At 48.4% G+C, this 21,597-nt stretch carries 18 protein-coding genes; 15 read left to right on the forward strand and 3 right to left on the reverse strand.

The window, feature by feature from the left end:
* Positions 1-29: 29 nt before the first annotated feature.
* The 6 genes from WH37_RS27775 (at position 30) to WH37_RS27800 (ending at position 7,729) form a co-directional block, all read left to right on the forward strand.
* On the forward strand, positions 30-1,712 hold the full coding sequence (locus tag WH37_RS27775) for a type 2 periplasmic-binding domain-containing protein (protein WP_046233911.1): 1,683 nt from the start codon (positions 30-32) through the stop codon (positions 1,710-1,712).
* 217 nt (positions 1,713-1,929) lie between these two features.
* Positions 1,930-3,678 carry a sensor histidine kinase gene (locus tag WH37_RS27780; RefSeq protein WP_046233912.1) on the forward strand — a complete coding sequence of 583 codons (1,749 nt, stop codon included), beginning with the start codon at positions 1,930-1,932 and terminating at the stop codon, positions 3,676-3,678.
* 1 nt (position 3,679) lies between these two features.
* The gene (locus WH37_RS27785; RefSeq protein WP_046233913.1) at positions 3,680-4,984 is read left to right on the forward strand and encodes an ABC transporter substrate-binding protein; all 1,305 of its coding nucleotides are present in this window, start codon (positions 3,680-3,682) and stop codon (positions 4,982-4,984) included.
* 97 nt (positions 4,985-5,081) lie between these two features.
* Complete coding sequence (locus WH37_RS27790) at positions 5,082-6,653, forward strand: ABC-F family ATP-binding cassette domain-containing protein (RefSeq protein WP_046233914.1); 1,572 nt, start codon at positions 5,082-5,084, stop codon at positions 6,651-6,653.
* Between the two features lie 193 nt (positions 6,654-6,846).
* Complete coding sequence (locus tag WH37_RS27795; protein WP_046233915.1) at positions 6,847-7,224, forward strand: MerR family transcriptional regulator; 378 nt, start codon at positions 6,847-6,849, stop codon at positions 7,222-7,224.
* Positions 7,199-7,729 (forward strand): SDR family NAD(P)-dependent oxidoreductase, encoded by a 531-nt coding sequence (locus WH37_RS27800; RefSeq protein ID WP_052737264.1) that lies wholly within the window; start codon positions 7,199-7,201, stop codon positions 7,727-7,729. Before WH37_RS27795 ends, WH37_RS27800 begins: the two co-directional genes overlap by 26 nt.
* A gap of 150 nt (positions 7,730-7,879) precedes the next feature.
* Here the strand turns inward: WH37_RS27800 and WH37_RS27805 are convergent, their stop codons facing one another.
* The gene (locus tag WH37_RS27805) at positions 7,880-8,533 is read right to left on the reverse strand and encodes a YfbR-like 5'-deoxynucleotidase (RefSeq protein ID WP_046233917.1); all 654 of its coding nucleotides are present in this window, start codon (positions 8,531-8,533) and stop codon (positions 7,880-7,882) included.
* Between the two features lie 238 nt (positions 8,534-8,771).
* Between WH37_RS27805 and WH37_RS27810 the strand changes: the two genes are divergently transcribed.
* The 8 genes from WH37_RS27810 (at position 8,772) to WH37_RS27845 (ending at position 18,325) form a co-directional block, all read left to right on the forward strand.
* The gene (locus tag WH37_RS27810; RefSeq protein WP_046233918.1) at positions 8,772-9,080 is read left to right on the forward strand and encodes a hypothetical protein; all 309 of its coding nucleotides are present in this window, start codon (positions 8,772-8,774) and stop codon (positions 9,078-9,080) included.
* A 245-nt stretch (positions 9,081-9,325) separates the two neighbouring features.
* Positions 9,326-10,297: an ABC transporter permease gene (locus WH37_RS27815; protein ID WP_046233919.1), complete on the forward strand. Its 972-nt coding sequence runs from the start codon at positions 9,326-9,328 to the stop codon at positions 10,295-10,297.
* 80 nt (positions 10,298-10,377) lie between these two features.
* Entirely contained in the window at positions 10,378-11,202 is an 825-nt protein-coding gene (locus tag WH37_RS27820; protein ID WP_082111039.1) for a carbohydrate ABC transporter permease, read from the forward strand.
* Positions 11,203-11,239: 37 nt separating this feature from the next.
* Positions 11,240-12,910, forward strand: a complete 1,671-nt coding sequence (locus tag WH37_RS27825; RefSeq protein ID WP_046233921.1) for an extracellular solute-binding protein — start codon at positions 11,240-11,242, stop codon at positions 12,908-12,910.
* A gap of 124 nt (positions 12,911-13,034) precedes the next feature.
* Positions 13,035-14,933 carry a sensor histidine kinase gene (locus WH37_RS27830; RefSeq protein WP_046233922.1) on the forward strand — a complete coding sequence of 633 codons (1,899 nt, stop codon included), beginning with the start codon at positions 13,035-13,037 and terminating at the stop codon, positions 14,931-14,933.
* A complete protein-coding gene (locus WH37_RS27835; RefSeq protein ID WP_231594395.1) occupies positions 14,923-16,515 on the forward strand; it encodes a response regulator transcription factor in 1,593 nt (530 codons plus the stop codon). Before WH37_RS27830 ends, WH37_RS27835 begins: the two co-directional genes overlap by 11 nt.
* Positions 16,508-16,927, forward strand: coding sequence for a HesB/YadR/YfhF family protein (locus WH37_RS27840; protein ID WP_331458082.1), 420 nt, complete (start codon positions 16,508-16,510; stop codon positions 16,925-16,927). Before WH37_RS27835 ends, WH37_RS27840 begins: the two co-directional genes overlap by 8 nt.
* Positions 16,928-17,434: 507 nt before the next feature.
* Entirely contained in the window at positions 17,435-18,325 is an 891-nt protein-coding gene (locus tag WH37_RS27845) for a YwqG family protein (RefSeq protein ID WP_046233923.1), read from the forward strand.
* A gap of 91 nt (positions 18,326-18,416) precedes the next feature.
* On the opposite strand, the gene WH37_RS27850 is transcribed toward WH37_RS27845, so the two are convergent.
* Positions 18,417-20,402, reverse strand: a complete 1,986-nt coding sequence (locus tag WH37_RS27850; RefSeq protein ID WP_046233924.1) for an AraC family transcriptional regulator — start codon at positions 20,400-20,402, stop codon at positions 18,417-18,419.
* A gap of 173 nt (positions 20,403-20,575) precedes the next feature.
* On the opposite strand from WH37_RS27850, the gene WH37_RS27855 reads away from it, so the two are divergent.
* Positions 20,576-20,932 carry a nucleotide excision repair endonuclease gene (locus WH37_RS27855; RefSeq protein WP_046233925.1) on the forward strand — a complete coding sequence of 119 codons (357 nt, stop codon included), beginning with the start codon at positions 20,576-20,578 and terminating at the stop codon, positions 20,930-20,932.
* A 125-nt stretch (positions 20,933-21,057) separates the two neighbouring features.
* Here WH37_RS27855 and WH37_RS27860 read toward each other — a convergent pair whose 3' ends face one another.
* The gene (locus WH37_RS27860) at positions 21,058-21,552 is read right to left on the reverse strand and encodes an MFS transporter (protein WP_231594396.1); all 495 of its coding nucleotides are present in this window, start codon (positions 21,550-21,552) and stop codon (positions 21,058-21,060) included.
* Between the last annotated feature and the right edge of the window lie 45 nt (positions 21,553-21,597).

The raw sequence follows: 21,597 nt of genomic DNA on the forward strand, positions 1-21,597 counted from the left end.
AAATCAATTACTTTTTGGAGGCGATTTTGGTGAAAAGAAAAATGGGGTTGGTCATTTTGTCCTTGGCGCTGCTCGTTGGCCTAATGTCAGCATGCTCGCAAAACAATGCGCCAAATGAAGGAGGAGCCACTGGCAATTCGTCGCAAGCAACTAATGCGCAGTCGCCAGAATTGCCAGCCGGCGGAGAGAAGCTGACGGAAATTCCGCTGCCGATTACGAATGAAGCGTTCACGATTAATTATTGGCGTGCGAATGATGCGAAGCTGACCGCCTCTATGGATAACTTTGGAGAAATGGCTTCCTATAAGAAAAAGGAAGAGCTGACGGGAATCAAGGTGAAATTTACCCACCCGCCGCTGGGACAGCAAAAGGATCAGTTCAATTTGCTCATTGCCACGAAGGAGCTTCCGGACGTCATCTACTACAACTGGGCGGACGCAGTAGGCGGTCCTGAGAAAATGATCGAGGACGGCCGGATTATCCGTTTGAACGAGCTGATCGATCAATATGCGCCAAACCTGAAGAACATTATTGAATCCGACCCGGATGTGAAGAAGCAAATTGCCCTCGATGACGGCACGATCTATATGTTCCCGCTCCTGAAGCTGGATGCGCTCAAGCTGAATGCGACAACGGGCCCCATCGTGCGCAAGGACTGGCTCGATAAGCTCGGTTTGAAAGCGCCTACAACGATTGATGAATGGCATACGGTGCTTAAGGCGTTCAAGGAACAGGACCCGAACGGCAACGGCAAGCCGGATGAGCTCCCGTTTACTGGCAACTGGGGACCGGGCAATTTGACGAAGCTGCATGATTTTTCTCCAGCTTTTGGAGTGATTGGTGGCTTTGAAATGAAGAGTGGAAAAGTGGCTTTCGGACCAATTGAGGCAGAATACAAGAGCTTCCTAGAAACGATGGCGGCTTGGTATAAAGAAGAGCTGATTGACCCGGAAATTATGACGAACGACGGTAAAGCTTTTGACTATAAAATAACGAATAATTTAGCCGGTTCTTATCTGGGCGGTGTTTTCAGCGGCATGGGCAAATATTTTAACCTGATGAGAGATACCGACCCGAACTTTAATTTGACAGGTGCTCCATGGCCGGTATCGCCGGACGGCAATGCCTACGCGACCTTCAACATGAACAATAAAGTGCTGACCTATGGCGAAGCGATTACATCAAGTGCTGATGAAGACAAGCTGAAATATATTGTGCAATGGATGGATTTTAATTACAGCCCGCAAGGCAGCGACTTGTTCAACTTTGGCATCGAGGGCGAGAGCTATGAGAAAGACGGCGATGCCATCAAGTTCACCGGCCTCATTACCGACAATCCGAACGGCTTGACCTACGATCAGGCACTTGCTTCCTATGCGCTTTCCATTATGGATGGACCAATCAATCAGGACAGCAAATATTTGGACGCCCTCTTGTTCGATCAAGGCCAACGGGATGCCAATACAGAGTGGATGAAAGCAAGCTCTGAGCTGACGCTCCCGCCAATCCGCCTGACTATGGACGAAGCAAGCACGGTCACTTCCATTATGAGCCAGGTGAATACGTATTTGAACGAGACGATGACAGCGATCATTAACGGTCAGAAGCCCATTTCCGAGTTTGACAAAATGGTAGAGACTATTAAGAGCATGGGCATCGACCAAGCTGTCGAAATGCATCAAGCTGCTTACGAAAGATATCAAACGAAATAAGCGGCGGCTTTTCAAAATTCAAGATTCAAAATTCATAGGCGCAAGAAGACTGCGATCTGGGGAGGAATTGCCCTCGGGCCGCAGTTTTTTCCTTTAAATATAAACAGGCATGAGGGTTCTTTTATCCATAGGCTGCTGTTTCCATGCGAAATGTATCTGTATGGTTCCGACTATGTTATATCTAAGGTAAGATCCGTGCAAAGGGGCGCATTTATCCATGGCGGTATACCGTAAACTAAGCATCAAACGAAAAATGTTTCTTATGATCATTCTCATTATGTCCTTTATTATTACGCTTGCCTTCAGCTCCTTGTATTACACGTATTCCATATATGACGGACAGCTTTATGACAAATCCTATCGGCTCTTGAATTTGTCTTCAACAACGGTAGATATGGAGCTGAAGAAGCTGGAGGCAATGTCGCTCGCGATTATTTCGGATGCCCAAATTCAGCGGGGCCTAAAGGATTTGATGCAGGACGATGCGGAATATGTCGGCTATATCACCCGCAAGAAGATGACAGATCAATTGTGGGCGCATATTAGTACGTCGGAGCGTTATGTACAATCCGTCCATATTATCGATTCCAAGCAGAGAGTAAGCAAATATGGGGAGTCTCCTTCCTTTTCGGAGGACAAATATGAACGAATGATGATGCAGGCTGTAGACGGAAAGGGGGAGGTTCGCTGGCTGTATCCCGACGCCTCCGATTCGATGCTGATTATGGTCAGGGAAGTGCGGGCGTATGAGCCATTGACGCTTGAGCCTATAGGCATTTTATTTTTGCGTATTAATGTTGAGCGGCTAGTGGAGGACTATGCCGGCATTGCCAGCCAGAAAAGCGATATTATCCTCAAATCGGGGGAGGCTGTCGTCTATCCGTACGCGCAAATTCCGGACGGTGTTTCGCAGGCGCTTCAGCCTTTAGAGGCGCGAGATGGTTATGAGATTAAGCAGCTGAATGGAGAGACGACCTTTCTTTCCCAGAAAAAGTCCGCGTATACGGGCTGGATGTATTATAACGTCATTCCGTACAATCATATTTTCGAGAAGATTGTCTGGCTGAAAAATGTGCTGATTATTGTCTATTGCTTCGCTATCCTGATCGTTGTTGCAATGGGCATGGCCTTTGCCCGCAGCTTGACGAGACCCATTCGGCAGTTGATCAGCCAGATGAAGGAGGTGCAGTACGGGGATTTGGACAGTATGGATGCCAGCATGTCGGCGCCTGTCTTTCAGCAAATGGATGAAGTGGGGCTGCTGCAGCGAACGTACCGGATGATGATCACTCGCATTAATACGCTGATTAAAGAAAACTATGCCAATCAGCTCGTCATTAAGGAAACGGAGTTTAAGGCGCTGCAGGCCCAAATTAACCCTCACTTTCTTTATAATGCGCTGGACTCCATCCACTGGCTGGCCAAAAAAAATGCGCAGGAGCAAATATCCAGCATGGTGGTCTCCCTTGGTTATTTGCTGCGGTCCTCCATCAGCTTGAAGCAAAATGTCATTACGGTTGCTGAGGAGCTGGAGACGGTGAAGCATTACATTACGATACAGAAATATCGTTTTCAAAACCGGCTTGATTTTCATATGGATGTTCCAAGAGCCTGCTATAACGCGCCCATTCCTAAGCTTACCCTGCAGCCTTTATTGGAAAATGCCGTTCAATATGGCTTGGAGCCCATGATTGAGCCTTGCACCATTCGCCTTTACGCAAGAGAGGTAGAAGGCAAGCTTGCTCTTATTGTGGAGGACGGCGGACCGGGAATGGAGGAAGCGGATGTGCAGCGCGTGCTGAGCGGAGAAGCGAAAACGAGGGGAACGGGCATTGGGCTGTTAAATATTAAACACCGCATCAAGCTCGCTTTTGGAGAAGGCTACGGTATACGAATGGAAAGCAAAGCGGGAGGCGGAATGAAGGTTATCGTCCTTATTCCGCCTCCGCAGGGGGAGGAAGCCTAAGATGCGAATAAAAAAACGAGTTTTCGTGATGCTCGCATTAGCGGCTGCACTCCTTGGCTGCACACCACAAACGTCCGAGCGGCCCAGCGGCATGGGGGAGGAACCGATTACGCTGCGCCTTGCGTGGTGGGGCAGTGAATTTCGAAACAACGCAACCATTCAGGTTATTCATCGGTATGAAGAGCAAAATCCGCATATCAACATTGAGTTCGAGTACAGCGCCTTCAATGAATACTGGAGGAAGCTTGCTCCTTATGCAGCGGGCAATGCGCTGCCGGACATCATCCAGATGGATATTTCTTATTTATCACAATACGGGACGCTGGATTTGTTGGAGGATTTAGAGCCCTATATTCAAAGCGGCGTGATTGACGCCTCCAGCATCAGCGAAAATAACCTTTCGGGCGGGAAATTAGGCGACAAATTATACGGGATGAATTTAGGTGTCAATGCGCTATTCGCCTACTATGATCCAGAGGTGTTTCAGGCCAGCGGCATGGAGCCGCCTGCCGCAGCTTGGACTTGGGATGATTTTGATCAAATGGGGGAGCAGTTGAAAGGCAAGGGCTTCTATTTGGGAACCGTGCTGACTCCCGAACAATTTTTCGCCTATTATCTCAGACAGAACGGCTCTTCCTTGTTTGCGAAGGATGGCAGCAGGCTTGGCTATGAAGACGACCAGCTGTTTATTGACTATTTCAGCCGTATGCAGAGGCTGGCAAAGGATAAGCTCATCTTCTCGCCAGATATTTGGACCTCCGATATCAACGAGTCTGACCGGGATCCGTTTTATAGAGGCGAGGCATTATTGGGCTGGGGCTATTCGAACCAGTTTATCAGCATCGTCAAGAGCTACGGCAAGCAGCTGGCTATTGTGCCGCTGCCCGGCCCTGACAGCAAGCAAGGGCTATTTTTGAAGCCGGGCATGTTTTTCTCCATTACAAAAAATTCAAAAAATAAAGAGGAGGCGGCTAAATTTATTAGCTTCTTCGTCAATGATCTGGAGGCGAACAAACTGCTGAAGGGGGAGCGGGGAGTGCCGATCTCCTCCAAGCTGAAGGAGCAGTTGAAGCCGTTTGTTGAGCCTGAGCTGGCCCAGGTTTTCGAATATCTCGATTGGGTAGAGAAAAACAGCAGTCCAATGGACCCGCCTGACCCGGTCGGAACGGCCGAAGTGACAACTGTGCTGCGGGAGCTTAATGATCTGCTGCTATTTGGCAAGATAACGCCCGAGGAGGCGGCCGCAGAGTTTAGGGTGAAGGCAGACGGAATTCTGGCGAGCAGCAAAAATGGAAGAGTGCAATGAGCGATAAGGCTGTATGGCAACGGAAGGCGAGTAGCTTTTGTCAGCGCATCTAGTGGTATAATGACTAGTAGACTGACGGAGCTAGAAGGGTGATAGCATGAGTGTAATTCGTTTGGAAAATGTGACGAAGAAATATGAAGAGGCCATGATTTTTCGCGATATTTATTTTCGCGTGAGCCAAGGGGAACGAATTGGTCTCATTGGGCGAAATGGGGCCGGCAAGTCGACGGTTTTCAAGCTCATTATGGGGAAAGAAGAGCCTACGAACGGCAAAGTGGAAATAGATCCGAAGGTGAAAATAGGGTATTTCTCTCAATTTTCAGAAATGCGCGGAAGCCTGTCTGTCCAGCAAGAGCTGGAAATGTGCTTCGAGCAGGTTGCCCTTATTGAACGGGAGCTGCAAGCGGTTGGGGAAAAGCTGGGCTTGGTTTCTGATGATGGCGAAATGAATGACCTTCTGGCGAGGCAGGCGGAGCTTTTCGAACAAATGGACCATTTGGATGGCTGGAACGTTTCCGTCGAGATCAACACGGTTTTGACGAAGCTGGGCTTCAACGATCGTTCACGCAATCAGCCGATTGATGAGTTGTCTGGTGGTTGGAGAAACCGTGCGGCTTTAGCGAAAATGCTAATTGAGCTGCCCGACGTTGTATTGCTTGATGAGCCGACAAACTACTTGGATATGGAAGGTATCGCGTGGCTGGAGCAGTGGCTCTACCGATTCAATGGCGCCATGATATTGATCTCGCATGATCGGCAGTTTATTGACAAGGTAGTTACGCAAATCATCGAGATCGAAAACTATCATTTTCAGCAATACGATGGCAATTATACGGACTATATTCGAAAAAAGAAGCTGCGCAAGAAGGAGCTGGACCGCCAGTTCGAGTGGGAGGAAGAGCTTCTGCTTATGGAGTCGGAAGCTATCGACAACCGCGCCAGCAATAAATCGTCCAAAGATCGATTATCCCGCAAATTGGCGGATAACAAGAAGCGAATTGAGCCGAATCCTGTGAATGTGCTGATTACGGATATTTATGAGAAGCTTCGTTTCCCGGACAAGCTGTGCGAGGTCAAGCAAATTGGACAAACCTACGACGAGCGCTCTATTTTTCAAAACGTCAGCTTTGACATTCAGAAGGAGGATCGCCTAGTTATCGTTGGTCCGAACGGGAGCGGGAAGTCTACGCTGATCAAGGTGCTGACGGGTCAGGAGAAGCCCGAATCCGGCGAGGTCGCTTGGGAAAAAGGGGTAAGCTATGCGTATTTCAACCGGATGTGGGAGGAGCTTGATCCTAAGGATACGGTGAGCCACGCCGTCAATACGTATGGTCTAGGGCTCGATGCCCCGCGGAAAAAGGTGAATAAATTTCTATCGATGCTGCAATTTTCCGAGATGGATTTAAGCAAAGTCATTGGCAGCCTTTCCGGCGGTCAGATGGCCCGGGTTGCATTGGCTAAATGTCTGCTCTCCGGTGCAGCTGTTATCATACTGGATGAACCGACCAACCATCTGGATTTAACGAGCATTCAGGTGATGGAGCAGGCGCTGATTCATTTTCCCGGCGCGGTCGTTACCGTAAGCCATGATCGGTTTTTCATTGATAAAATTGGAACGAAGATGCTGGTGTTCGACCCGGAATCGGGCATTACCCAGCAGAATCTATAGTGTCGCATGATTATTATTTCATGAGCAGAAACGGGAGGCGCTTAAACAGGCGTTTTCCGTTTCTTTTTTTTATTGCTGCTTGTGACGACGCATTAGGAAAAAATTCGCAGCGATCCGTTGTTGACCGGGCATCCTATTAGAGTTAAGTTTAACTTACTTTTTATAGAAAATTAAAATTAAAGGGGACCTCATTATGTATTCCATCAGCGAAGTTCAGCATTTATTGGGGTTAAGCGCCTCAACCCTTCGTTATTATGAAAAAGAAGGCCTTATTCCTGATATTAAGCGGACAGAAAGCGGAAAAAGGATTTACACAGAAGATCAAATCGGCTGGTTAAGATTTATTATTGCATTAAAAGAGACAGGCATGACCATCGATAAAATTAAATCGTATTTGGACATGAACGTACGCGGGGAAGAAACTTTAACGGAGCGAAGAGAGTTCCTGGAACAGCATAAGGCGCGGATTGAAAAAAATTTAGCCCAGACGCTCCTCCATTTGGAGCGGATCAACCAGAAAATTAGTTATTATGATGCCGTTGTGCTTGGCAAAAGCTTTTTTAAAATTTGATAAATTCGGAACGATAGATGTCCTTGTGAATAATGCGGGAATCGGATATTTCAGCGCCGTTGAGGAAAGCGTGGAAGAAGAAACGCGCAAAATGTTTGAAATCAATTTCTGGGGCCTTATGAATATGACAAATGCCGTTTTGCCTACGATGAGAGGCTGTCTCTCTCAAGAGCTTGCACCGTTCCATATCCATGTTACGTTAATAGAGCCAAGCAGCTTCCGTACGGATTGGTCGGGACGTTCCTCAGTCAAAACCGAATCGTCGATTCCGGAATATAAGCAGGTGATTGGTGCCATACTTCAAGGCACAGGAAAAGGCAATGAAGCAGGAGACCCGAAAAAAGCGGCTGAAGCCGTTATTACAGTCGTGGAGAGCGAGCAACCGCCGCTTCGTTTGCTTTTAGGAAATGCAGCCTATCAAATGGCGAGCTATAAATTTACTAATTTGCTGAAAAGCATAGAAGAATGGAAAGAAACAACGATTAACGCTGATTTCCCGCAATAGAAGCTAAGAGGCATAACCCTGTTTCTGCTGAAAAACTCAAAAAAACGGTACTTCATCAATAGATGGAGTGCCGTTTTTATTGAAATATAGGAAAGGATATCCTAACGCTATCCTTTCTCTATATTTCTCGGAATGAAACGCACTGCGCGGCTAAAGGACGGCGATAGCCGTTTCACCTTGAGCCAAGGCTTCTTCTGTTATTTTGCGGATATCGATAGGGGAGAGGGTGCCTTCATGAATAATATCCGGCAGGATATGCTGGAGGAAATACTTCACGCAGTGGAGGTCGATGTTTTTGATTTTAATGATGGCGTAGCGGTACATGACGATAAACTCTTTTTCGGTATTTCCACGCTGGAGCTCGGCAAAAGCTTCATATACCTGATCCATTTTATCGGCGACTTCCAAAATGAGACCTTCTACGGAATGGTCTTTGCCTTCGCGCAGCTGTCTGCGGAAAATAGCCTGAAACTCCTCGGGAATATTCTCCTGAATAAAATGCTCGACCATGCCATCCTCAACCTGCTGCAGCATCGAACGCAGTTCAAGTGAATAATGCTTGACGGGCGTCTTAATGTCTCCGATAAAAATTTCCCCATAATCATGGCTGCTTGTAATTTCATAAAGCTTCTTCCAATCAATCGTGACGCCGTGCTGTTCCTCGATATCGGCGAGCGTCTTGGCGTACTGGACGACCTTCCAGGAGTGAGCCGACACGCTGTGCTCCTCGAACTTGAATTTGCCTGGTGTGCGGATAATGCGTTCCAAATCGTTAAGAGATCTAAAGTACGTATGAATGCCCATGAGTGTCATCATCCTTTATTTAGTTGAATATGGTTCGACTATACTCCGGCAATGTCATCTCAGCATTAACGCTATGTGAGAGCTAGATGAAATTTAAAAATCGAATGGTGGCAGCATGTTTAGTATCGTTTAAATTGTAATACTAGAATGACAAATTAAATTAAATATCGACAAAATAATACTTTGTCCCTATAATACATTTATAAATGAAGAATATTAATAAGGGAGAGATTGTATTATGCGTGTTAATTTAGTTAATGGCGCGGGTGCCATTAAAGAAGTAAAAGTTGGGTTTAGCTGGACAACTTTCTTTTTTGGTTTTTTTCCAGCTCTATTTAGAGGCGATTTGAAATGGGCGGCAATTATGCTTGTAGCGGCAATCGCAGTAGGTATTTTTACTCTAGGAATTGGAGCATGGCTTCCAGGCATCGTCTTTTCTTTCATTTATAATAAAATGTACATTAAAGAGCTGTTGGAAAAAGGTTATCGCCCGGCAGATGCACAAGCTCAAGCTGCTCTTCAAAATAATGGAATCATGGCAGCTTAAGCTGCCATTTCGAATGACATATTAATGAAGCTAGTCAAAGAGCCTGCTTAACCATAAAAGGTTGAGCAGGCTCTTTTTGCGTTTGCGGCAAGCGTTAGTAGGAAAGGTCGTTGCTGACCCGAAAAATGAGCCCCAAATACGAAATTTGAAGCCTTACCGGATCGTAAGCTGCCCTCTACAATGGATAAAGAAGGCACACCAGCCTGCTCGGCACAATTCCAACAATAGCATGGGGGATTTCATCGGTGAACAACCAGCACGAAGCACAATCGGCGGCAGCGCTTGCTGTAAGCCCGAAGACGGCCAAGCGAAGCAGATGGTTGAAAAAGCTGTACGGACAAAGGCATGTGCAGCTGATGGCGCTGCTTGGTGTCTTATGGATGATAATTTTCAACTATGTCCCAATGTACGGCATTATCATTGCGTTCAAAGAATTTAATATCGTTAAGCCCATTAGCGAAGCGCCGTGGGTGGGCTGGTCGCATTTTCAGGAGTTTTTTCAGGATGACAGCTTTGTAAATGTGATGCGCAATACGCTGGGCATCAGCTTGATTAAGCTCATCATCGGCTTTCCGCTGCCGATCATTTTTGCTTTATTTTTGAATGAGGTACGGTCGGTGCTGTTTAAAAGGTCGGTGCAGACGATATCCTATTTGCCGCATTTTCTATCGTGGGTTATCCTTGGCGGCATCCTGACGACTTGGCTATCGGATGTGGGCATTGTTAACCATGTGCTGCTGGCGCTTAACGTCATTAAGGAGCCGATTTCGTACCTTGCAGAACCCGATTATTTCTGGGGCATTATTATTACCTCGGATATATGGAAGGAGCTTGGCTGGTCCGCCATTATTTATTTGGCCGCGATTGCCAGCGTGTCGCCCGAAATGTACGAGGCAGCTACGATTGACGGGGCGGGCCGCTTTCAAAAAATGTGGTACGTCACCTTGCCAAGCATCAAAGCGACGATTTCGATTTTGTTCATTCTGGCTGTCAGCGGCGTATTGAACTCCAATTTTGATCAAATTTTGGTGCTGAGAAACGCACTAAATGAAAGCGCAAGCAACGTCATTGATATGTTTGTGTACCAGACGGGCATGCAGCAGGGACGGTATTCCTATGCGACAGCAGTTGGCTTATTCAAATCCGTAATCGCCCTTATTTTGCTGCTCATAGCCAATCGTGTAACGAAAAAAATCAATAACACATCGTTGTTTTAGGAAGGGGGCGACTGGCTTTGCTCAGCTTGAAACGGAAAACAAAGGGAGAAGCGGTATTCGACTTGTTCAACGGCTTCGGCATGCTGCTCGTATGCTTCGCGACCCTGTATCCCATTTGGTACGTGCTTGTAAATGCATTTAATGAAGGGCAGGATGGCATGCGCGGGGGGATTTATTGGTGGCCGCGGGTGTTCAGCCTGGAAAGCTTCGAGGCGGTATTTCAGAGCGCCGGCATTATGACGGCAATGGGCATTACCGTAGCAAAAACGGTGCTTGGCGTGCTGCTGCATGTTTTTTTCACCGCGATGGTCGCTTATGCTTTTTCACGCAGAGGACTTATTGGCGGCAAGCTTTACATTTTAATTGGCACGGTTACGCTGTTTTTCGGTGGCGGCCTGATTCCGACTTATTTGCTCATTCGGGATTTGCATCTGCTGGACAATTTTCTCGTCTACATTATACCGGCGATGTTCAGCTTCTTCGATCTCATTATTTTCATGACCTTCTTCCGGGAAATTCCAGACGGCTTGGAGGAAGCAGCCAAAATAGACGGAGCCAACGACTGGGGGATCTTTCTCAAAGTCGTGCTGCCGGTATCGCTGCCGGTTATTGCGACGATTGCGCTGTTCCATGGCGTTTATCAGTGGAACGACTATTTTGCCGGCGTTATTTATATGAACAATATGGATTTGCAGCCAATTCAGACGTATTTATACCGGGTTGTTGCACAGTCCAGCTCGAACCAGATGGTGGCGGCGATTCCGGGAGGCGTTGGCAAAACGGTTACGTCGCAGTCGATCAAGCTGGCAACGATGGTCGTCACGACGCTTCCGATTGTGCTGGTCTATCCTTTCTTGCAAAAGTATTTTGTCAAAGGCATGATGATTGGTTCTATTAAGGGCTAGTCTACAGTCTACTCAAATAGAAAAGGGGAAAATAAACATGGTTAAACAACCGACATTAAAGCAGTTGCTATTGCTGCCGCTTGCCGCTGCTCTCGTATTTACGGCAGCCTGCTCATCAAACAGCAATACGAACGAGGGGGCAACGAATGGGGGCACGCCTGCAGCTTCCAGTGAGGTGAAGCTGACGCAGGAGGATAAAGGCTGGGAAGTGGATAAAAGCCCGATTACGTTCGATTGGTATATTAATTTCGCGTGGTTTCCTAATAAGTGGGGCGTAGATGACACATCCAAGTATATTACGGAGAAAACAGGCGTAGATATTAACTTCATCGTCCCTGCCGGCAATGAGGCGGAGAAGATGAATACGATGATCGCCTCCGGCAGCCTGCCCGATTTCATTACGCTCGGCTGGTACGAGGATGCCGTCAAGAAGATGATAGAAGGCGACATGGTGCTTCCGCTTAATGAACTGGCTGACCAGTATGATCCTTATTTCTACAAGGTTACCGACCCGGCGAAGCTTGCCTGGTACAAACAAGAGGACGGCCATATCTATGGGTATCCGAACGCCTCCTCCTCGCCGAAGGATTACGAGAAGTTTGGCGACAGTATTACCTCGACGCAGACGTTCCTCGTACGCAAGGACATGTATGAGGCCATCGGCAGCCCGGATATGCGGACAACGGACGTTTTCCTTCAAGCATTGGCTGATGCAAAAGCGAAATTTCCCGACATTAACGGCCAGCCGTTAATTCCGCTGGGCATGTATGATTTTAATGAAAAGGGCAACAGCTCGCTGCAAGCTTATATCCAAAATTTCTTGGCTATTCCTTATGAAAAGGATGGACAGCTGTATGATCGCGACACGGACCCTGAATATGTAAAATGGCTCAAGACGATGCGTCAAGCGAATGAAAACGGCCTGCTCTCGAAAGACGTGTTCATCGACAAGCGTCCGCAAATGGAGGAAAAAATCGCTCAAGGCCGATACTTTGCGATGCTGTATGCGAGGTCTGATCTGGCTAACCAGCAAAATGCGCTATTTGCGAACGATCCTAATTCCATTTATATTGCGGTGGATGGGCCAGCTAATGCTGCGCAGGCTCAAGCAACGCTTGCAGGGCCATCCATCTCCGGCTGGACCGTTACCCTCATCTCCAAAAATGTGAAGGATAAAGCGCGCGCGATTCGCTTCCTGGACTATCTCATCTCGGAAGAGGGCCAGCGGGATATGTTTTTCGGCGAGCAGGGCGTAACCTGGGATACAATAGACGGGAAAGACCAGTTTTTGCCGGAGGTATTGGAGCTGCTTAATACCGATCGTGGTGCCTTCGATAAAAAATATGGCGCCTCCCATACCTTCTGGATGATGATGGATACGAATTTGACGCCGGAATGGTCGCCGCCAGCCGTTGAGCCATTCAAGCAGATGGAAGACTGGACGCGCGGGAAAGCGCTCAGCCTGTCGCAATTTGATCAGCTAGACCCGACGGGGGCTTCGGAGGAAGGCATTATGAAGACGAAGCTGGATCATGAATTTGGCAAGGCGCTTCCAAAGCTGCTGCTTGCGAAGTCGGATGCCGAGTTCGACAGCTTATGGCAGGAGTATTTGAGCAAGCGCGATTCTCTTGGCTTTAGCGCCGTTCAGGCCTATAAGCAGAAAAAATATGAAGAGAACGTAGCGAAGCTGGCAGAATTCATTAACTAATACAGGTCAGGCCCGGGCATACATCCCGGCATTAGGTGCGCCAAATCCATCATGGACTGGCGCGCTTTTTGCCGCCTGCAAGCCAGTCAGGGGGCTGGGCCGCGAAGATGGAAGTGAGCCTAACGTGGGAAGGCAAATTCGGAACTATTTTCAATCGACGGCTTATTGGCTGGGCAGAAGATCGATGCAAAGTCGACTCGTCGCCGCGTATATTTTTATATTGCTGTTTCCAAGCATTGTGGTATCCAATTATTTGTTTGGCGAAATTAGAGACAGCCATATTAATGACACGCTTAGGCAGGGGCAGTATTTGGTGGAGCTGGAAAAGGTCAATATACTTAATCAAATTGAAGCGATGGAGCTGGCAGCCCAGCTTACGATACTGAGTGCGGATCTTACGAGCTATGTGTCTGCACACAAGGAGTTTACGACGGAGGAGCTGCTTGATTTGTACCGGGGGCCGCTAAACGATGTCATCAATATTCAAACGAACAATCCGAACATCGCCCATTTGCGCCTGTTTGCAGACAATGACTACATATCGGAAATGTGGCCGATTGTGTTTCATGAGCGGCGTATTCAGAAGGAGCCTTGGTATTCAGAGCTTGCGGAGCTGGACGGCAAAGAGCTGTGGGTGTTTAAGGAAGAGGACGCCGATATTTTGCACCGGAATGTGGCGGATGTCCATAATCAGCTGCCCAAAGTTTCCCTTATGCGGGTAGTGCGGGCAGGCAGCGAGCGGATAGGCGTCATTCAGGTGGAAATGCTGCTGAAGCATTTTGCGCCAAAGGCATTTGCAAGCTTGCAGGATGAGGGCTCGCAGATGATGCTGGCCGACAGCAAGGGAAGCATTGTGCTCGATGAGCTCCAGGCTTTCGCGGGTACGGGCAGTAATCCGAAGCTGCGCACAGCTATTAAGGAAGAGTTCGCCGCAATGAAGGAGCTTGGGCAGCAGGAAATTCGTTTTACCGTGGACGATCATCCTTATTTGCTGATTCGTACGCCCGTGGAGCAAGCAGAAGCAGATCTGCTCAATGTCATTTCCTTGGAGCTGGTGTATGAGCGCGTCTCAAATGCACAATTTCGAATTATGGCGGTTAATGTAGGGCTTATTGGCTTGCTGTCTATCATTACGTATATGATGAATGCCATTATTCTCAAAAATTTGCGGCGCTTAACCGAAGCGATGAAGAAGGTCCGGCGGGGCGAGACGCCGGCGGGGCTTCCCCTCAGCGGGGGCGGGGAAATCGGCGAGCTGGCGTTCCATTTTAACAAAATGATTCAAACGATCAATGAACTGATTGCCCAAGGTGTAAGAAAGAAGGCACTGACGAAGGAAGCGGAGCTGCGGACGCTGCACAGCCAGATTGATTCCCACTTCTTGTACAATACGCTGGAAAATATTAAAATGCTGGCCGAAATTGAAAACCAGCGCACCATTTCTGACTCGCTTACATCGCTGGGTGGCATGATGCGCTACAACTTCAAGTGGTCGGGCGAATATGTGCGCTTGCAGGACGAAATTCGCCATATTCAAAACTATATTGATGTCATGAATATTCGCTTTGACGAGCCAATCGTCCTTGAATGGAGCATCGAGCCGGGCTTGATGGAGGTAGAGATGCTGAAAATGTCCTTGCAGCCTATTGTCGAAAATGCGCTTAAGCACGCATGGTCAGAGCTTGGGGAGGAACAACGGCTCATCCAGATTGCCGCTTTCGAGCAAGCGGATGGCGGGATCGTCATTACGCTGCGCGACAATGGCGAAGGAATCGCCCCTGAGCCGCTTGCGCTTCTGAATGAGCGCATCCAGTTGGAACGGGCGGGCGAGCGCCTTATGGATGAATATGAGCGAAGCGGAAAGCCGTTGTTTGGCATAGGGCTGCGAAATGTGCATCAACGCATTCGCATTTATTACGGCAAGCCCTATGGCTTGCAGGTGCGCAGCGAGGTAGGCCATTTTACTGAAGTCATCATAACGCTGCCAAAGGTGTTGATTGCAGGAGGAGGGGATGACTATTAAAAAGCTGCTGATCGTAGACGACGAGAAAAATATAAGAATTGGCCTGAAAACGATGATCGAGCGGGAGTTTCCAGATCACTACCATATTCGGCTAGCGATTCATGGAGAGGATGCGCTGGCACAATATGAGAGCGAGCAGGCCGATATCGTCATTACGGACATTCGTATGCCGATGATGGATGGCATTGAGCTGATTAAGCAAGTGATGAAGCAGCCTGAGGAGGAGCGAAAGCCTGTTTTTATTATTTTGAGCGGCTATGATGAATTTACTTATGCGAAGGCAGCGATTGAGTATCAAGTTAGAGATTATATTTTGAAGCCGATCCGCCGGGATGAGCTGTTCGAATCGCTGCGCAAGAGCGAAAGTATTTTGCAGGCACAGGCTGAGCTTGCGCGAAAAACGGCAGAGGGCGACAAGTACCGCGAGCAGATTCGAATGAGCCGCCTGAAGGAATGGCTCAGTCAAGATGAGCAGATGCATGGGCAGGTGGAGGAGGTGCGCCGCGATCTAGATATACCATTCGAATCGATCACCTTGCCATGCCATGTAGCTGTTCTCAGCTATAAAGCCGAGAATGGGGAAGCGTTGAACCGCGATGAGCTTGGGCCGCTCGCCCGGAACCTGCTAGGGCAGCTGGGCGGGACGGTCGCTGCTTCTTTTGTGGACAGTGCGGGCAGGCTTGTGCTGATAGGGGGCCGGGCAGCGCAGTTTCACGAGCTGCTGAGGCTAACCGGGGGCAAGGAGCTGGAAGGGCTTCGTTTGGGACTAAGCGCAGAGGCAGCCAAGTTTGAGGATTTGCGCAGCTGCTATAAGCAGGCAGAGGAAGCGCTGCACTATTCTTTTCTTTATCCGGGCAGCCGCCTGCTCCAGTATCAGGATATTCGCGCGCCGCAGCGCCGCATGCATCCCATGCCGGATGAAGACATTCGCAAGCTTGGCAATATGCTGGGCACCGAGCGGGAGAAGGAGCTTCAAGCGCTGCTTAAAGCTATTTTTCGGATCGAGGAATTGCCTGATGTGGATATCGAATATTTGCGCCAGGTGGGCAAGCGAATCAATGAGCAGGTGCTCGATGAAGTGTTTCGCCTATACGGAGAAGCTTCTATTGACGTGCTAAAGCTGTATCGCAGAGTCGGCAGCATGGACAATTTTCGCAGCTTTCACGACTATTACCGCAGCTTGGAGCATTTGTTATACAGCGTAAATGAGTATGTGAGAGGCATTCGCTCTGCCTATAACGAGCATGCGGAAATCAGTGCGGCTGTAGCTTATATGGAGACGAACTATGCCCGGCCGCTTAATATGGCGGTTGTCAGCAATTATGTCGGCCTCAATTACTCCTATTTCAGCGAGGCGTTTAAGGCGCATACTGGAGAAAGCTTCGTCTTGTATTTGAAAAAGCTGCGTATCCGCAAAGGCAAGGCGATGCTGGAAAATACGAGTGATAAAATGCAGGATATTGGAAGCGCCTTAGGCTTTGAGAGCAGCAAGCAATTTACGCGTGTGTTCAAGGAGCTGGAAGGGATTTCCCCGCAGGAATATCGGCTTAAGGTTAGAGCTGCTGCCAGCTTAAGTGAATAAACGAAAAAAGCAAATAAATGCAGCCGCATTGACAGGGGCCAGCCAATTGGCGATGATGGAGATATTCGTTATCGGGAGCATTGTCTTTCAAGAGGCGAATATCGAATGGAAGGGGCTGACACATATGCAATTAATCGTTGAGCAGCCAGCGGCGAGCTGGTATAAGCAGCAGTTGGAGCTGAAAAATGGAGAGTCGGTCAGAATATTTGTAAAGCTTGGCGGCTGCAGCACTGTAGTACCGGGCTTGTCTCTAGGTATCAATAAGGAACTGCCCATAAATCCGGGACTTAGCACTACTGTGGAAGGGATCACCTTCTTCATGGAGGAAGCCAATTTGTGGTATCTCGACAATAAAGGGCTGCGTATTACGTTCGACGAGCGACATGAGGAAATAGATATGATCGTGGAATAAAATAAGGAGAGGCAGGGGCCGTTCAAGGCACCTGCCTCTCTCTTTCCTCTGAAATGTCCCTATTGACGCGGGCAAACAGCGAGGTCATAAATTTCACCTCTGGATAGGCAGCGCTTGGTTTATCCAGCAGGCCTACATTTGACAAAAGCAGTGTAAAAATTCCTCAAGCACAGACGAACAAATCACAGGTGAGGTTGATCCTATTTTATCCTGCCAAAATCGCCTGAACTATGGTTTTTACCTTACAAAATGGGACATCCAAGCTTACAGTGTTGTCATGTAACCATTTCGTTCTTTTCCCGGTTCCAACACATCCGCAAAAAATCGTATTGCTCGGCGACATAACATTTTCTGGACGAACTCCCGAAGATTATGGGCATTAAATAAGAGGCTTCCATAAACGTCAAGAGGCCGGAAATATAGGTAGTTTGCAGGTGGAAAATGGAAGAGGCGAACGTTTAAAATAAACGAAGGGTCTACTATATTTTCCAAGAGGAGCTTGATTTTATGCCATTAACGAAACCAAATCAGGAAAAATTGGAACACTTGCTGCAAGAACAGGAGTATACCCACGCCATGGACTATTTAATGAAACATGCCCGTGAAGGTGTGCGTTTAGCCAAGCGGGAAATAGCAGATTATTCTAAAACCTGCGTATCGCGAATTGGTGGAGATCCTGATCTTCCTGATGAAATAGAATGGCCGCTTGATCGAGACGGCACGCCAATGACCTTTTTGGCGCAGCTGCGTTTGGAGGATTTGGCGCCGCATGATGCGGCTTCGCGGTTATCGCATGGCGGCGTGCTTTATTTTTTCCTAGGAGTGGATGAGCCGGCTTATCATATTGAGCATTTCGTCCTGCATTTGAAAGACGAGCAGCTTGCAGGTGCCAAGCGCCGCTTTGCTCCTGAGGAAACGTCGCTGGAGGATGCGGATTTTACAGGCTATGAGGTGGTGGGCCGAGCTTCGATCGAGCTTCCGGGCTATGGTTATGTAGATAGTGAGCAGGTAGAAGATGATGAGCATGATTATGAGGAATACGAAGATTTGACACATGAATTGAGCGGCAGCGAGGATGGCGATCTTGCCGTCATGTTCGGCTATCCGGCAACGCAGCACGGCGACTGCGAGATTGAGGCGGCGCTGATGCTGATGACGGGCAAGCATTATGAATACAGCCCAGAAAAAGCGATGAAGCAGCTGGCGGCCCACTTCGCAGGCGACGAAGGACAAGCTGAGCAGGAGGTTGCGGATACGCTCGTGCTGCTAACCCTTGATTCGGATAATGATGTAGGCTTCTGCTGGTGGGATGCCGGAGAATTGCAATTTTATATTCGCAAAGAAGATTTGCTGGCAGGGAATTTTACGCGTACTTACTGTTCGCTGTATTCCAGCTAAGGGAAGCTAACGACGATTGCGTAGCGAAATGAGAAAAAGCATGTTCATCGGCATCATGCTGCTGATGAACATGCTTTATTTTTGGCAGGCTTTACGCCTTTTTGCCTAAAAAGCTCTCTACAATAAATTGCAATTGGGCTTCCAAGGAGATCGGATCATTAAAATAAGAGCCTTGAGCGTTAATAAAATAAACCTGATTCTGCTTCACAGCAGGAAGCCCTTTCCATAGGCTGCTCCCGTAAACGACGTCCGGGTCCCCATCATCCCAGCCCCAATTGCTTGTAAAAATATAGTCCCCGGCATACTCCGGCAATTGTTCAAGAGATAAGCTTGAGCCAAACTCCGCGCCATCGATGAGAGCCTCTTGAATAATAGCAGGAGCCTTCAGGCCAAGGTCGCCGTATAGGATTTCTCCGCCTCTACCGCCTTTATTACCCCAAGCATAAATGCCTTTCGCATAAGGCTGCAAAATCGAGACGGTTTTGTCTCCGACAACCTCAGCGATTTTAGGCTTAACCTCGGCAATTTTCGCGTTCCATTCTTCAATCCATGCTTGTGCGATTTGTTCCCTGCCGGTTATTTTCCCGAACTCGGTTAACAGGTCCGAAGGGGTAGCTGCCCCATATTTAAGCCGTACAACCGGAGCAATTTGAGCCAGCTTCTCATACTCACTTTCTTCCAGGAAATCAAAGACGATAATTAAATCCGGATCGAGATTCAGTATGGCCTCCAAATTAGTGCCATCCCCGAGATCTACGATTCCATCCAATTTGCCTTCATGATAGGGGTTGACCAATGCTGCCTGCAAAGCCGCTACCGGCTTCAAATCCAGCTTGAGCAAATTTCCAATTGCACTCCCTGTCAAATCAACGATCCGTTCCGGGTTTGCAGGTATGGTTACCGTTCCTTTGCTATCCGTATAGGTTTTGGTCGATGCAGTAGAGCTGCTGGCCGGTGATGCTTCCGCTGGCGTTTGGCTTGAGCTTTGTACGGCAGGACTGCTGTTTGTCCCAGACTGGCTTGCGCCTGCGTTTGTAGCGCCAGAGCAGGCGCTTAACAGTAAGGTCATACATAGCAGCAGTGTTGCCGCCATGGAATAGGGCTTGTTTATTTTTGACACAGAAAATCCTCCACTTCGCGTTGAATGATAATGAGACTCGTAATCATTCACACTATAGCACTGCGTATAGGGAGGGGCAATGGCAAATTTGGTACGAAATACAGGCGATTTTGGTATAAGGCTGTTTTGCCGGTATTTTGCTCTAAACTCGGATGGCGGCAGTCCATAATATTTTTTGAAGCTGCGGCCTAGCGTATGGGCATCGGGATAACCGACAAGCTCTGCCGTTTCTTGAAGGGAGGTTTCGGTTTGCTCCAGCAGGTCGGCTGCTCTCTTTACGCGGATCTGGGTTAGAAGGCGGATGGGGCTCTCATTCATTTGTTTTTTGAACAGCTTGGTTAAATAGCTTACACTGCAATCGAACAGCTCCGACATCGTTTCCAGCGTAATGGGGTCCCTGTAGCATTCCTGCATATATCGCAGCATCTGCGCCAATAAATCTGGGCGAACGGGTTCAATTCCTTGACGCTGCATTTGCCAAAGAAGCTCATGCACAAATTGATAAAATAAAGTCCGCGCGTGGAACAGATTAAGCGGATCAGGCTTCATCCATGCTGTATACATCTTTCCCAGCGTCTCGAGCAAAGGCAAAGGATATAAGGGAACAAAGCTGTATTCATAATGGAAAGGGCGGCTCAAATCATTCGGTTGCGCCAGCTTTTGCGAAGGGGACAGCATAAGAACTGCCTTGTACAAAATTAGGTAATAGGTGAAGGGCTCTTCTGCTGTAATGGAGAGGTGTGCGCTGCGTCCGCCGTGCAGGACATGGAATCGTTTCATGTGATGCTGCGAATGATCCAGCTGTACTTGCGCGCTGCCATCAATGACATAGAGAAAGGCGTTAGCTGGCAATCGATAGGGGGACAGCATTTCTCCAGCTTCCAGCATGGCATAGCGAAAATCCATTACTTTCACAGAAGCATGATTCCAGAGCGCGATATGATCATCTAGTTTCATTACAGTCTTTTAATCCTCCTAAATGGGGCCTCGTTCTTCTTACTTCATTATATGGATACGTGTTTTCAGCGTAAATACGCAGGGGCCGAAAATAAGGGGGAAATTTGAAATGGTGTTGCGGCGGGTTTTGTGGTAGTATTTACTCTTATATTGAATGAGGACGTGAGCAGCGCGTGATTAATATTACGATACCAACACCGGATGTAACGATTGAGAAGCAAATTTCTCCTGAGCTGAGCAATATTTATGGCTTTACTGATTTTCACTTGATCCCTCGCGACAAGGGCGGCATCTTTATGTTTTACAACAAGAGCAAGGAGCTGCTGTTTGTTGGCAAGGCCAGAAAGCTGAGACCACGGATCAAGAAGCATTTTGAAGATTCGGTATCCCCAATGAAACCGCATCGCGACGAAGTGACGACAATCGAGGTTTGCATCATTGAAGAGCCGGTGGATAGAGAAATTTACGAAACGTATATCGTGAATAAGCTAAGAGCGAAACACAATGTGGACAAGGTGTTTTTCAAGTAAATTGTAAGCAATCGTTTAAGGATGAGAATAAGCCATGAGTATCGTCAGATAAGACGGTGCCCATGGCTTATTTTTTGGCGCCTGTTGTGCCGCATGCTGTGGCAGCAAGGTGAAGAGTGCTGGCTTTATGCCGCTTGAACGGCAGCAGCAGGCGCTCTTCTAATGCGCAGCGCCATCAATGCCGCGAAGAAGCATACAAATCCGGCGATGACGAACGCTTGCGAATAGGTGCCGAACCAATCTCGCATGACCCCTGCGCCATAGGCTGCGGTAGAAGCTCCGAGCTGGTGGGCGACGACAATCCATCCGAAAATCATGCCGGATTTCTCCTTGCCGAACGTTTCGGAGGCGAGCTTGGCGGTCGGCGGAACGGTTGCGATCCAGTCGAGGCCATAGAAAACGGAGAATACGACGAGCATAGCTGGCGTCGCGGTGAGCGCATAAGGAAGAAACAGCAGCGACAGTCCGCGCAGCCCATAATACCAGAACAGCAGCTTGCGGCTATCGAAATGGTCGGATAGCCATCCAGAGATGGTCGTGCCGAACAAATCGAATAGGCCCATCATGGCCAGCAGGCCAGCAGCAGCAACCTCCAGCATGCCATGGTCGTAAGCCCGCACATTCGCGGGCTTTTTTTGACGTGGAGCGTGCGGGCGTTGCCTATG

The organism is Paenibacillus algorifonticola (genome assembly GCF_000971975.1).
Taxonomy (GTDB): Bacteria; Bacillota; Bacilli; order Paenibacillales; family Paenibacillaceae; genus Pristimantibacillus; species Pristimantibacillus algorifonticola.